This window comes from Pleomorphochaeta sp. (assembly GCF_050031695.1).
In the GTDB taxonomy this organism is placed as follows: Bacteria; Spirochaetota; Spirochaetia; order Sphaerochaetales; family Sphaerochaetaceae; genus Pleomorphochaeta.
Map to the genome: position 1 here is coordinate 1 of NZ_JBNAIC010000069.1, position 12,404 is coordinate 12,404.

Genomic DNA, 12,404 nt, shown 5'->3' on the forward strand with positions numbered 1-12,404 from the left:
TACGCTTTATCAATAAATGATTTTACCCACAATGTAGATATTGGAGGTGGATATACTAATAGTAATCTTCATATCTTTTCAAAAAATCTTAATTTAAAAGGACCTAATGCATATATCTCTTTAGAAGGTAATCTTACTAAAGATAATAGCTTATCTTTAGTTACTGATATTACAGCATCACTTCTTACACTAGATTCTGATAGTTTTCTCGTAAGAAAAAATATGGAAGATGAAGACTTAAATGATGTTTTTAATAATAGATATATGGTTGAATGTTTTTTTGGTATAAAGAAATACTTTATCTTAAATCAAAAGACTAGATTCTTTGGAGTATATGGTCTTCATACAAATAACATTATAATAGAATGTGATGAATTATTATGGATGTTTTTCAATACTGGTTTCTTTTTAGGTTGTGGTATTAATTACACACTAGATAATGGAATGTCAATAAATGTAGGATATAATGCATCTATTGATTTTATCCCAATATATATTACTGACTTTTATTTCATCAATGAGTTTAATGATAATATAGATCCATCAGATACTTTTATTGCTACTAGTTCTGTAGCATATATGAGTTTTAAAATAAGAATTTAGGGTAATGTTTTATGAAAAAAATTATTTTTCTTTTAATAGTAGTAGCTCTTTCTTCAAATGTTTTTGCAGCAAGTGATAAATACACTGATACTGATCAACTTTTAGGATTTGGTATTGGCTACAGTGAACATTCAATCAGTATAGATGATTATTTTTTTGACAGTAAGGATATTTACTTATCTTTAAATTGTGAAAAATCAATTAAGTATATAAATAATATTACAACGTTTTCCTCATTTCACTTAGTATTACCCTTTTATTATTATATTGTTAATTTTGAAGATTTCGATAATGTTAGTCATAAAGAGATAAAACTGTTTGATAACTTACCTGCTTTTGAATCATCCTTTGGGATCAAATTCTCAAAGTCTATTTATGATGAGTTCACCCTTACTTTATCAGCTGGTGTTAATCTTAATTTAACAAAAGTTAAAATTACTGATACATTATGGGAAACTATTAATCTAGGTTATGTTATAGGTATTGGATTAATATCTCAAATTGATTCTAATACTTTTATATGTTTAGATTGTTACCATGTTAGATATAATTATAATTTAAGTTTAGTAAATAATAATCTAACTTTTTATAGAAATAAAGATTTTGAATTTGGTGGAAACTTGCTTAATATAAGTATCTTTGTTCTCTATAAATTATAAAAATGTTTATATAGTCTAATAAAAATGGTATCTTTTTTAGAGATTCAAATTAATAATAGTTTTTAATTCTTTTTCTTGCAACAAGAAAGGACTTTTCTTATAAAGTGATATAATAGTTTTATATTTAAGTACATAATCCATTACACTTAGACACTATTATTCCATTTTTTTAGGCCACATTATAATCATTTAGACAAATATATTTTTATTTTTTCACTCTTTTCATAGTGTTACCATAGCACCTAATAGTTTTTTTGTATCTAATAGTATAAACTTTATTTGTTAAATCTTAGAATTGAATTATGATATAGCTCTTGCAACTTGTCATCAATTATTAAATTCGAGTAATAGACCTGATGCTATTTTTGCTGTTAGCGATATTTACGCTATTGCAGCAATTAAAGCAATCAAACAAACAAATCTACTAATTCCAAGAGATATAGCTGTTGTCGGTTTCGATAACATACCCTTAACCTATATGACTAGTTTAACTATTACAACTGTGAATCAACCTAAATACCAACTTGGTATTTATAGTTGTTTTATGCTTATTCAACATATTAATAAAGATGCTAGTCCTATTAAATCTATGAAATTAGAAACTGAAATTATTATTAGAGCATCTAGTGCTAATTGGTTAAATAAATCTTTTTAAAATGGAGTAAAATATATGAATAGAATTATAGCTGTAAATACTAATACTTTTCATGGCTTTCCTATTGAAGAAGCCCTACCTCTAATTAAAAAAGCAGGATTCAAATATATTGAATTAACTGCAACAAAAGGTTGGATTGAACATGTCTTTCCAGATCAAATGTTTAGATATTTATGTTATATAAGGAGAGCAATTGAGAATTTGGATCTTATCCCTTTTTCACTAAGAGGACATACATCTTTATTAGATAAAGAGAGAGCTGATGATTTTATACTAAATATGGAATTAGCTGCATTCTTTAACTGTGATTATATCGTAAGCTCTATAGGAGAAGCTCATATTGATAATAAAAATGACATAAAACAAAATGAACTTATTGATAATTTGAATTCTCTTATTCCTTATCTTAAAAAATACAATCTAATGCTTGTCTTAGAAACTCATGGAAGCAACTTTGCTGATGGAAAAAGTATTAATAAAGTTGTTAATGAAGTAAATAGTGATTTAATTAAAATAAATTATGATACAGCTAATGTATTATTTTATGGTAATAAATTACCAGAAAAGGATATCATCTCTTGTATTGATAATGTCTCTTATTTGCATATTAAAGATAAAGCAGGTGAGATAAATGAATGGAACTTTCCACCTCTTGGAGATGGTTATATTAACTTCGAAAAAATATTTACAATATTAGAAAAAAATAATAACAATTCCCCTTTAAGCATCGAAATAGAATTTACCCCTGATGGAGTTAACGATATTAATGAAGTATATAAAGCTTTATGCAAATCACATGACTTTCTTCATAAATTTAAATTGATTTAAACTATTAATAATGCTGTCATTAATTAATATTGGTATTTTTTGAATTTATACAACAGATATTAATATCAATAACACAGAAAACCAAATCGTAAGTTTTTTTTTACTAAATCTTTTCCTTTTTTAAATACTCTTAGATAGTCAGAGTGCTTCGGTAAATCAGGTTTTAGTGAAAACGAATATCTCCTTGTTACTCTTATATGGTCAAAATACATCCATTCAGGGAGACCTTCACCAACTATAGCTATTGAAAATTTTGGCTGCATTTTCATTTTTCTTGCAATCCTTTTCTATAAAAAGGACTTCCTAAATTTGGGAGTGCCCCAAGTTTTCCTGCACGATAGTAGTTAATTACTGAAATATTTTTGTGTAATTTAAAATCTTGAACACTATAATACTTAGAAATACCATCTCCATTTTTTTCACAAAACCAAAGCATATCATTGCGCATATAATCTTGTTCCATTAAAAATTGATTATGTGTTGTAACAAATAATTGCGTATTATCTGAATTCATAAGAAACTGTTGAATAAAGAAAGAAACTAATTCAGGATGAAGAGAAGTTTCAATTTCATCTATAAAAACAAACTTTGATGAAGAAATCATCTCATTTAAGATTCCACCTAACCCAAAGTATCTTATAGTCCCTTGAGACTCTTTTTCACTTGAAAGACTAAATTCACCTTTAGAAGTTGTATGAGAAAAAAACAATTCATTTCTTTCGATTGTTTTTTTTGATTTTAATTCTTCTATTAACTGAGGAGGAAACCCTTGATTCTGTATTTCATTAATCATATCTTCAGTTACTTCCATGGACTCTTCTTTTATTTCAATATCTGATATTTGAAAATCAGCTTTTGAAAGTAAATTAATATAAAAATCTTTTTGTCCATTATTCTGTTTTAAACGATCAAAACTCCAATCTCTCAATAGTACCATTGGTGTTACTATAGGTAAAATATGATTATTAAAATATTCACTTACTTTATCTAACTGTGCTGAATTAACATTAGTTTTCCGATAAGCTGCTAATACCGTACAATTTTCTAGTGTGTTTCCTTCTATTATTATTTTATCTTTTGCCTTAAAACCACATTTTACTCCAAAACTGATCTTTGAAACTTGATTTATTTCATCAAAAACTCTTGAAAATAATTTTGCCTTTCTAACTTCAGGAGTATAATAAAGTGTTTCATTTAAAATTGATTTTTTATTTAACTCAACTAAGTATTCATATTTAATTGCATCTATATAAAAAATTAAAGAAAATATTCCAGATTTAGTCCTAGAATCGAAATCTAATAAAAAAGGATTAAAATTTGTTCCTTCATCTTTTGTATTAGGTGCTTTAATCACCAATGTTCGTAAAAATTCCATAGCAGAAAGAAGATTAGATTTTCCTGAAGCATTAGAACCATATAAAACACCAAGTTTTAAAAGTTGTACTTTTTCAGAAACATCTATTAGTAAATAATCCTCATAGCCATTATTCATCTTTTTATTAGGTACGAAACTTATACCTTGTTTTTCTTTAATTGATTTATAGTTTTCAACATAAAACTCTTGTATCATTCTTTTTATTCCTATTTTGCGTATTAATTTTACTTATAATTTAAATATAAATACAAATATTACAATTGTCAAGATTTTATTTTCTTTACTAAAGTAGTTTTTATTAGGTTTTTCTATACTTTCTTTTCAGATATTTAAATGTCAGCTTACCTTTAGTCTTCTAATAACATTCTAATTAATCAAAAGAAAGGGGGTGCATTAAATAATTCAAATGATAACTAATTTTAATTGAAAAAATAAATATTCTATTTCTGGACAAGAGAAATCTTGTCTACTATACTTAATGAATCATCAATTACTTCTTCAAAACTTATTTCTCCAACATATGGATTTTTCTTTGCATAAATTTTCCAACGATTTAAAAAAGTTTCATCAATTATTAATTTTTCTAGTAATTGTTTAATGTTAACTAAATCAAACTCTGTTTTTCGATAATTAAAAGTCCTTTCACATATATTTTTTTCAGATTGAGAAAATTTATTTCATTAAATTTAAATCTATATAAAATATGTAAATCATAATAATCTTTGTTACGACCATTTGTAAAACTTCTTTTATAAATTGTTTGAAGTTTCTCAGCAATCATTGTCTCAATAGGGTAAGCATCAACTTCAATTTTATTATCACCAAAAATACAAATAAAATCATAATCAACAGGATTAGGTGTAATAATATCTCCTGTAACAATATCAAATGTACAACTTATTGAATATTATCTAATTTACAAAGAATTTTTGCACTAAACTCTCCATATGGATTATCTTCTCTAATATCTTCAATACTATTAATTTCATATAAAATCCCATCATATGATTTTTTACTTAAAGAATCATTTAATATTTCTAAGATTTTCTCATCAGAAAATTTACCATCTTTATATAAAGGTCAATATCCACAGTACGTCTTGCATTTATTTCTACAACCTTAGATAATATAAAACCACCTTTAAAAATAAAGTTTTCTTTATTGCATAATCCACTACACTTGGACACCGTTATTCCATCATTGATATCACTCCTAATTTTCCTCCAATATTAATATTTAAATATTGAAGTTTATTTTAAGATTGGACTGTTTTTTCAACTGAAAATTTATTTTTTTTGGGGGATGTTTAGAATATCATATACAACACTATCATACCAATTTATCTTTTTTGATATTTTTATTGCACTCAATGTAAATATATTACAAACAAAGAGAATCATATACCAAAAGTTAACCACATTTTACATAAAATATTACAATTACTATTTTAATATATGACAAAATTTAATGCTAAAAAGAACATTTAAAGGTTAATTTATATTCTATATATTAACAATGATTAATATATATTATAAAAAATATTTAAATTGTCATAATATTAATAAATAATAATTTGACAATATGACAAAGTATATATAAAATAATTTCAGGTGGAGGAATAGAAATAAATGAATTATAATAATATAGGAAAAAATATAAAATTTATCAGAGAGAAAAGTAATATATCGCAAAAAGATTTAGCAGCTTTTTTAAAAATTGATCAAAGCCTAATTTCAAGAATTGAAAAAAATGAAAGGCAGGTTACTACAGATTTACTTGATAGCATTTCATGTTTATTCGGTATTCCGTGTGAAACTTTTTTTTCAGATGATTTCAATGAAGCTCCATTAGCATTTTCATTTAGAACTAAAGAAATAACAATTCAAGATTTCGATACTTTAAGTTTAATAAACAAGATAGCTTTAAATTTAAAATTTATGAACAATATTTCAAAGGACTATCACTAATGAACAAATTGGAATTAAGTACACAAGCAGCTAGTTTAAGAAAGAAGTTTGGTATTGAACAAAATGGACCAATTGATATTTTATCAGTTATTCAATCAATAAAAGATTTAACTTTGGTTTTTTATCCAATGGGAGAAAGATTAAGTGGGCTTTGCATCCACAATACTGATTATCCTATTATTGCAATTAATTCATCTATGTCTATTGGACGCCAACGTTTTTCAATGGCTCATGAATTATATCACCTATATTTTGATAAAAATAACAACATCCCAACTTGTTCAAAATCAATCGGAGCTGGTTCGAGCATTGAAGAAAAAGCAGATAGTTTCGCCTCCTACTTATTAATTCCACCTATCTCTTTATCTGAAAAAATAAAAGATATGACAATTAATAATTCTACTAAAATAAAATTAAATGATATAATTTTCTTAGAACAATATTATAAAGTTAGCAGACAAGCAATGTTACATAGACTTAGAGAAGAAAATCTAATAACTTATGAAGAGTCAGAAAAATATAAAACAAATGTAATTCAATCTGCAATAATTTTAGGATATGATGATTCCCTATATAGAGCTACACCCTCAGATAAGCAATACGGAACTTATGGTTATTATATAAATAAAGCAAATGAACTATTAAATAATGAGATAATATCTGATGGTAAATATGAAGAACTTTTATTAACTGCTTTTAGATCTGATTTAGTTTTTGGTGAAGAATTTAGTGAAGAAGAATTATATGACTAACCCTTTATTCTTCGACACAGATGGATTATCTGCTTTCTTATGGGTTGATAAACAAAGCATTCTAAGCTCATTATATCCTGGAAGGATTGCAATACCTCAAGATGTTTATAATGAGTTATCTTATCCAGGAGTTAATCATTTAAGAAAAAGATTAGATAAATTAATTACTTATAAACACGCTTCAATTATACAAATAACGATCCCAAGTGAAGAATATACAATATTTGAAAAATTAACTAAATCGCCTAATAAAGGATATCCTATTATTGGTAAAGGTGAGGCAGCATGCATAGCTCTAGCAAAAAACAATGAGGGCATTATTGCTAGTAATAATTTAAAAGATATTTCACAATATATAAGAGAATATAATTTAATCAATATCACAACAGGTGATATTTTAAAAGAAGCTCTAAATTCTCGTATTTTAACAAAAAAGCAATGCGAAATAATTTGGCAAAACATGTTGCATTACCGTAGAAAATTAGGTTCAAATTCTTTTGAAGAATTTTTAAATAAGTCTGAATCTATTTAAATATGATATAAAAAACACAAACCAAATTATGTAAGTTATTCTAATACATTAAATATTCTTTCATATTTGTATCATCTAATCTGATAGATATTGAACATAATTTCACTTATTAGAGGATCTAAAATTGTATTAACTTTCAACATTGTAATCTAATCTTCACTTTCATATTGAGTACATACTATTTTTGGTGTTTACTCTTCTATTGATTATTTACTATATGCATTTCTAAATCTATATTAATCTTTTATTCATATTTTTTTCGGATCAATCACAAACATTGTGTGATTTTCTAACTACTTCTTCTTTATGAAATAGTGTGCTTCCTTTTGATATTATTTTTGATTATTCTGCTTCTTTATCTTTTCTTTTAAGAGTGGTTTTTGATGAAGTTAGAATATATCTACTTCTTTCTAGAGAAGTTTCAGCTTCACTATCCCCTTCTTTCATTATTCTTCGATATTCATCTTTTCTAACTTCTCTTATTACTTTATCTAATAATATATTTTTTATTATATTAAAATTATTAACATTGCATAAAAATTAATACATTATTAAGATAATATAGAGAGAAAGGATTAGAGATGGCAACACAATCATTTACAAATACATATAAAATAACGGCAAATTATGGTTTGAAAAATTTAAATAAAGCATTTGAAAAATCTTCACCTACTCAAAATATGCCTTCAATGAAAATAGAAAAAAAAACAGCAAGTAAAAAAACTATAAGAGAAATTTTAAATAAATAGTATGCAATATACAATAGTAAATCTTTTTGATTTAATTAATGAGGCTGATACTGAAGAATTACAAAATAATTTAAATGATTATTTACAATCTTTTTCTTGGAAAAAATACTGATATTCAAAACTTCTTACAAAAGAATTCTATACTTTTTTGAAAAACAACATAACGCTGTAACTTATTTAATTATAAATGAAAATAATGAAATATTAGCATTTTTTAGTTTGGCAATAAAAAATTTAATAATTGATAACAAAGATAAACTTTCTAATAATTTAATAAGAAAATTAAGAGGAGTTGGTGGATCTAGTACAAATGAAATTCCTGGTTATCTGATTGGTCAATTAGGAAGAAATGAGAATTTTTCTACAGATGATATATCAGGTCAAGAAATTTTACATATAGCTATAGATAAAATTACAGAAATTCAAAAACAAATTGGAGGAAGATTTATATTAGTTGACTGTATAACAAAATTATTAGATTTCTATAATTCTTTTGATTTTATCAAAATAGGGAAAAAAAACAATTTAAATATATTGGTCAAATTGATATACAAATAGAATTTTTAGAAAAAGTTTTTTTACAACTCAATAAGTCATTATAATAAATATTCAAAAAGTTAATATCTATTCAAATATTGGTACAGCTCCATATCTACCTTCTAAATAAGCAGTATCTATTTTTTTATCAAAGCGTTCATTAAATTCATCTAAAGAATAAATTCTTGTCTCCCCTATTTCATTTTTATCAGTGAACCAAATTTCATCTTTCCTTAACAAATCAAAATTCAGTAAACGAGATTCATGAGATGTAACTATTAATTGATTATTCTTCTCTCTAGCTATATTCAAAAATTCTGAAATAAACCTTCTTGTTAATTGAGGATGTAAACATCTATCTAACTCATCGACAATAAATGTCCTGTTTTCTACTTTATTTAATAAGATAGAGATCAGGTCAATTAATCTAATTGTTCCATCCGATTCTTCAAATAGTTCAAAAGGAATATCTGTATTATCATGATAAAATTCTATTTTCTCATATTTTGATATATCATTATCTTTTGTGAAAAAATAATAACCTTTATTTTGTGCTCTCAAAAAGATGCCATGACCTCTATCTTGTTTATCATTATTAATATCATCATTTAATTGTTTTTCAATTCTTTTTATTAAACTTGGTTCTAATTCCATTTTTATTTGATTTATCAAAACCTCTTTTCTAGAAATCTTACTTATACCAGTTTTAAAGACTTTTAAATAATTTCCTAATTTTATTAAATCATCATTTCTCAGCAAAAATGAAAAATCATGTAATGGTTGATTAGGATATGTTACATCTAGACTATTTCTAAACCATTGATATACTTTATTAAAAACTTTAGCTTGTGGATGATCTATATAGAAAGAATCTTTATCTCTATTTAATACTTTTAAAAAAAGTACTGAATCCTTTTCTCTTACATCATTAGCATAAATATCAAGCTTTTTGTTTATATCAGAATTCATAAAATATTTATCAACAATATATTCACCCTTTTCTACTTGTCTTTCAAAAATAACCTTGTCTTTTGTTTTCGATATTTCATACAACCATTCAGATTTAACTTGTTGAGTATTTAATACTATTTCAAATCCATATGAATAATATTTATTATCAATTTTAATTTCAAAATCAAAATAACTTATCTTTTCTTTATTCTCTTTATTTATCTTACAATAGGAATTAACAAAATTATCTGGGAATTTATGTACAATCAATTGTCTTGCAAATCTGAAGACTTTAACTAAATTTGATTTTCCTGAAGCATTTGCACCAAAAATCGAAGCAAATTTAATTAATTTTATATTTTGCCCCTCATAAACTCTATCATTGTTTTTTCTTACTTTTCCAGCAATCATTGAAAACTCTTGAATTTCATTAAATGATAGAAAATTACCTATATTTAATCTAATTAACATATATCCTCCATATGTATAATTACGCAGTTTTTCACATTAGTCAACAAAATTTACTATATATTAATTAATTGTTAATACTTTAATGTGATTTTTTCACATTTAAGTAAAATAATTTATCCCCCCACCCCTACGTGACAAATTAGCTTTAGTTGCTTCATTTGTTAAGCACTTTGTTATAGCATGATGCTTATTACTAACGGTTTGAGACTTTTTTTATAGACACGCCTCTAGTTGAACTAAAGGAGATGAAGTTAACGTCTAAGAGTCAACTTTAATGGGAGCATATCATTTTTACTTTTTACTAAAAATATTTTTTTTAGACTTTTAGTAAAAATTATTGTTTTATCTTTTTTAATATAGTCCTACTTAGTTTTATCCTAATTTTGCATGAAAAATAAATAATTCTTCTTCATTTTTTATTATATTCAGTCACAAAATTTGATAATAATACCAGCTAATGTTATATTATAGTCACAATTATCCATGGATAATTTTGGAGAAGAAAATGAACGAAAGGTTTGATAAAGCGTTATTTAATTCCGATTTCAAGAATTATAGAAAAACTAATAATTTAACTCAAAAACAATTTGCTCAACAACTTGGATTATCGAGCCATACTATTGTTTCTAAAATAGAATCAGGTAAAATATATCCAAGTAATGTTATTTTTAATAAATTTTGTGAAATGTCTAGATATGATAAAAACAGGTATTGGAAAGAAGAAGAAAAAATAATACCTTTTGCTTTTCTAAAAGGCAATTCATATGGTGTAACAACTAATGATATTGAGAAACTATGCAGAAATATTGCAACTCAAGAATATTTATTGATATTAAAAAAGAGATTTTATGAAAACTAATTTTTTATTAAATATGACCCCAAATTATGAATTTGACGATTCTAAATTAAATGAACAAGATAAAACTTCTGTAAAAATACTAGCAAAAGCTGAAAGAGCCCCTTATGGTGTAGCTCCAATAGGTAGAGATATATTTTCTCTAATGAATTCAAAAGACAATTTAAAAATAATTCATTATGATTTCAATAAAAGTGCTAAAAACATAGATGCTATGATATATAAATATCCTAATAGTAAAAACACTTGGATATTGATAAATAAAAACAGGCCTCTTATTCATCAGATTTTTGCACTTGCTCATGAATATTATCATTTTAAAAAAGATATTCCAAAAGGCATTGATGGGATTAATTGTGATTTCCACTCAACAAACTTGAGAGAAATAAAGGCAAATAGATTTGCTGCAGAACTATTATTACCTACTGAAGCCATTAACAACTCAATAGATAATATTAAAATAAAAAATGAGAAATTGGATAAAACTAACTATTTATATTTAATTATTGAATTATCCTCTAGATATTGTATTCCATTTGATTTATGTCATTTTAGAATTCAAGATGAAAAGCTTTATGAAACTGAAGTAGATTCTAACTTTTTTAAGAAAAATGAAAATATTATTAATAATTATTTAAAAGAAATCGATCCATTCGTAGAACTTTTAAGCAATAAAAACAACTACATTTTAAATGATAATGTAAAGCTATTACAAAAACTATTTATAGATGGGAATATAACTGAATCTGATTTTGTAGAAATGGCAAAAGATATTGATTTAAGTGAAAACTTCATTAACAGCATTATAGAACAAAAAGATATACAAGAAAATAATGAGGATATAGATTCAGAAGAAGACGAACTTTTTAAACAATTAAGAAGGCAATCGTGAATTTCTTACCAAGCAAATCAAAAAGAATAATCTTTGATGCTTGTATCTTTATGGTTGATATTGAAGAAAAGAATTATAGTTTTACTAATATTAAAACAGCATTATTAGATGCTTGTTTTTCAGTACTTTGAAAAAATCTTAATTCATGAATATGTATATAATAAAGAATTAGATAAAAATTCAAAATTATATATTGATGAAAAAATCAAAATCAACAAAGCTGAAATTTTAACAACTCCAAAACAAAATATACAATATGACAGTTATTTAAATGAGCTCGAGAATCATGAATTAATGAGATCTTTTTCTCGAAGGAAAAACGCAGGCGAGATTCATTCTATAGCTTATGCAAAATTATATAATATCCCCTATTTTTCAACAAATGATGGAGATGCAACTGTAGCATGTAAAGAAATAAAAACTTTTAATTCAGTAGAAGTAATAGGGCTTGAAAAATTGCTTATTATTGCTGAAAAAACACTTGATGAAGATGTAGCAAAGAATACGAGAAAAATCAGACGTTCAATGTTCAAAAGACGCTGCAGAAAAAATACTACAGCTGATACTTATAATAAAT

General features: G+C 24.8%; 18 protein-coding genes. 13 read left to right on the plus strand and 5 right to left on the minus strand.

The window, feature by feature from the left end; all coding sequences use genetic code 11:
* The 4 genes from ACPKM0_RS11905 to ACPKM0_RS11920 form a co-directional block, all read left to right on the plus strand.
* A partial coding sequence (locus ACPKM0_RS11905; protein ID WP_472476224.1) for a hypothetical protein occupies nucleotides 1-603 on the plus strand: 603 nt, incomplete at its 5' end.
* A gap of 11 nt (nucleotides 604-614) precedes the next feature.
* Complete coding sequence (locus ACPKM0_RS11910; RefSeq protein WP_472476226.1) at nucleotides 615-1,262, plus strand: hypothetical protein; 648 nt, start codon at nucleotides 615-617, stop codon at nucleotides 1,260-1,262.
* A 295-nt stretch (nucleotides 1,263-1,557) separates the two neighbouring features.
* Nucleotides 1,558-1,917 carry a substrate-binding domain-containing protein gene (locus ACPKM0_RS11915; protein WP_472476228.1) on the plus strand — a complete coding sequence of 120 codons (360 nt, stop codon included), beginning with the start codon at nucleotides 1,558-1,560 and terminating at the stop codon, nucleotides 1,915-1,917.
* Nucleotides 1,918-1,932: 15 nt separating this feature from the next.
* Complete coding sequence (locus ACPKM0_RS11920) at nucleotides 1,933-2,745, plus strand: sugar phosphate isomerase/epimerase family protein (RefSeq protein WP_472476230.1); 813 nt, start codon at nucleotides 1,933-1,935, stop codon at nucleotides 2,743-2,745.
* Nucleotides 2,746-2,810: 65 nt separating this feature from the next.
* On the opposite strand, the gene ACPKM0_RS11925 is transcribed toward ACPKM0_RS11920, so the two are convergent.
* The 4 genes from ACPKM0_RS11925 to ACPKM0_RS11940 form a co-directional block, all read right to left on the minus strand.
* Entirely contained in the window at nucleotides 2,811-3,014 is a 204-nt protein-coding gene (locus ACPKM0_RS11925; RefSeq protein WP_472476231.1) for a hypothetical protein, read from the minus strand.
* The gene (locus tag ACPKM0_RS11930) at nucleotides 3,011-4,315 is read right to left on the minus strand and encodes an AAA family ATPase (protein ID WP_472476233.1); all 1,305 of its coding nucleotides are present in this window, start codon (nucleotides 4,313-4,315) and stop codon (nucleotides 3,011-3,013) included. The genes ACPKM0_RS11925 and ACPKM0_RS11930 overlap by 4 nt, the downstream gene beginning before the upstream one ends.
* 409 nt (nucleotides 4,316-4,724) lie before the next feature.
* Complete coding sequence (locus ACPKM0_RS11935; protein ID WP_472476256.1) at nucleotides 4,725-5,021, minus strand: nucleotidyl transferase AbiEii/AbiGii toxin family protein; 297 nt, start codon at nucleotides 5,019-5,021, stop codon at nucleotides 4,725-4,727.
* Between the two features lie 136 nt (nucleotides 5,022-5,157).
* The gene (locus ACPKM0_RS11940) at nucleotides 5,158-5,307 is read right to left on the minus strand and encodes a nucleotidyl transferase AbiEii/AbiGii toxin family protein (RefSeq protein WP_472476235.1); all 150 of its coding nucleotides are present in this window, start codon (nucleotides 5,305-5,307) and stop codon (nucleotides 5,158-5,160) included.
* Nucleotides 5,308-5,748: 441 nt separating this feature from the next.
* Between ACPKM0_RS11940 and ACPKM0_RS11945 the strand changes: the two genes are divergently transcribed.
* The 5 genes from ACPKM0_RS11945 (at nucleotide 5,749) to ACPKM0_RS11965 (ending at nucleotide 8,678) form a co-directional block, all read left to right on the plus strand.
* The gene (locus tag ACPKM0_RS11945) at nucleotides 5,749-6,087 is read left to right on the plus strand and encodes a helix-turn-helix domain-containing protein (protein WP_472476237.1); all 339 of its coding nucleotides are present in this window, start codon (nucleotides 5,749-5,751) and stop codon (nucleotides 6,085-6,087) included.
* Entirely contained in the window at nucleotides 6,087-6,839 is a 753-nt protein-coding gene (locus tag ACPKM0_RS11950) for an ImmA/IrrE family metallo-endopeptidase (RefSeq protein WP_472476239.1), read from the plus strand. Before ACPKM0_RS11945 ends, ACPKM0_RS11950 begins: the two co-directional genes overlap by 1 nt.
* Complete coding sequence (locus ACPKM0_RS11955) at nucleotides 6,832-7,371, plus strand: PIN domain-containing protein (protein WP_472476241.1); 540 nt, start codon at nucleotides 6,832-6,834, stop codon at nucleotides 7,369-7,371. Before ACPKM0_RS11950 ends, ACPKM0_RS11955 begins: the two co-directional genes overlap by 8 nt.
* A gap of 581 nt (nucleotides 7,372-7,952) precedes the next feature.
* Complete coding sequence (locus ACPKM0_RS11960) at nucleotides 7,953-8,120, plus strand: hypothetical protein (protein WP_472476243.1); 168 nt, start codon at nucleotides 7,953-7,955, stop codon at nucleotides 8,118-8,120.
* Between the two features lie 219 nt (nucleotides 8,121-8,339).
* On the plus strand, nucleotides 8,340-8,678 hold the full coding sequence (locus ACPKM0_RS11965; protein ID WP_472476245.1) for a hypothetical protein: 339 nt from the start codon (nucleotides 8,340-8,342) through the stop codon (nucleotides 8,676-8,678).
* Nucleotides 8,679-8,744: 66 nt separating this feature from the next.
* Here the strand turns inward: ACPKM0_RS11965 and ACPKM0_RS11970 are convergent, their stop codons facing one another.
* Nucleotides 8,745-10,079, minus strand: a complete 1,335-nt coding sequence (locus tag ACPKM0_RS11970; RefSeq protein WP_472476247.1) for an AAA family ATPase — start codon at nucleotides 10,077-10,079, stop codon at nucleotides 8,745-8,747.
* A gap of 505 nt (nucleotides 10,080-10,584) precedes the next feature.
* Between ACPKM0_RS11970 and ACPKM0_RS11975 the strand changes: the two genes are divergently transcribed.
* From ACPKM0_RS11975 to ACPKM0_RS11990, 4 genes are all read left to right on the plus strand, one after another.
* Nucleotides 10,585-10,938: a helix-turn-helix transcriptional regulator gene (locus ACPKM0_RS11975; RefSeq protein ID WP_472476249.1), complete on the plus strand. Its 354-nt coding sequence runs from the start codon at nucleotides 10,585-10,587 to the stop codon at nucleotides 10,936-10,938.
* Nucleotides 10,928-11,827 (plus strand): ImmA/IrrE family metallo-endopeptidase, encoded by a 900-nt coding sequence (locus ACPKM0_RS11980; protein ID WP_472476251.1) that lies wholly within the window; start codon nucleotides 10,928-10,930, stop codon nucleotides 11,825-11,827. The genes ACPKM0_RS11975 and ACPKM0_RS11980 overlap by 11 nt, the downstream gene beginning before the upstream one ends.
* Nucleotides 11,824-11,958, plus strand: a complete 135-nt coding sequence (locus ACPKM0_RS11985) for a hypothetical protein (protein ID WP_472476252.1) — start codon at nucleotides 11,824-11,826, stop codon at nucleotides 11,956-11,958. The genes ACPKM0_RS11980 and ACPKM0_RS11985 overlap by 4 nt, the downstream gene beginning before the upstream one ends.
* The coding region (locus tag ACPKM0_RS11990) for a PIN domain-containing protein (protein WP_472476254.1) at nucleotides 11,936-12,404 on the plus strand (469 nt) is incomplete at its 3' end. The genes ACPKM0_RS11985 and ACPKM0_RS11990, both read left to right, overlap by 23 nt.

Coding starts and splice junctions, on each gene's coding strand:
- ACPKM0_RS11910 (WP_472476226.1), top strand. CDS start 615: ATGAAAAAAATTATTTTTCTTTTAATAGTAGTAGCTCTTTCTTCAAAT.
- ACPKM0_RS11920 (WP_472476230.1), top strand. CDS start 1,933: ATGAATAGAATTATAGCTGTAAATACTAATACTTTTCATGGCTTTCCT.
- ACPKM0_RS11925 (WP_472476231.1), bottom strand. CDS start 3,014: ATGAAAATGCAGCCAAAATTTTCAATAGCTATAGTTGGTGAAGGTCTC.
- ACPKM0_RS11930 (WP_472476233.1), bottom strand. CDS start 4,315: ATGATACAAGAGTTTTATGTTGAAAACTATAAATCAATTAAAGAAAAA.
- ACPKM0_RS11945 (WP_472476237.1), top strand. CDS start 5,749: ATGAATTATAATAATATAGGAAAAAATATAAAATTTATCAGAGAGAAA.
- ACPKM0_RS11950 (WP_472476239.1), top strand. CDS start 6,087: ATGAACAAATTGGAATTAAGTACACAAGCAGCTAGTTTAAGAAAGAAG.
- ACPKM0_RS11955 (WP_472476241.1), top strand. CDS start 6,832: ATGACTAACCCTTTATTCTTCGACACAGATGGATTATCTGCTTTCTTA.
- ACPKM0_RS11960 (WP_472476243.1), top strand. CDS start 7,953: ATGGCAACACAATCATTTACAAATACATATAAAATAACGGCAAATTAT.
- ACPKM0_RS11970 (WP_472476247.1), bottom strand. CDS start 10,079: ATGTTAATTAGATTAAATATAGGTAATTTTCTATCATTTAATGAAATT.
- ACPKM0_RS11975 (WP_472476249.1), top strand. CDS start 10,585: ATGAACGAAAGGTTTGATAAAGCGTTATTTAATTCCGATTTCAAGAAT.
- ACPKM0_RS11980 (WP_472476251.1), top strand. CDS start 10,928: ATGAAAACTAATTTTTTATTAAATATGACCCCAAATTATGAATTTGAC.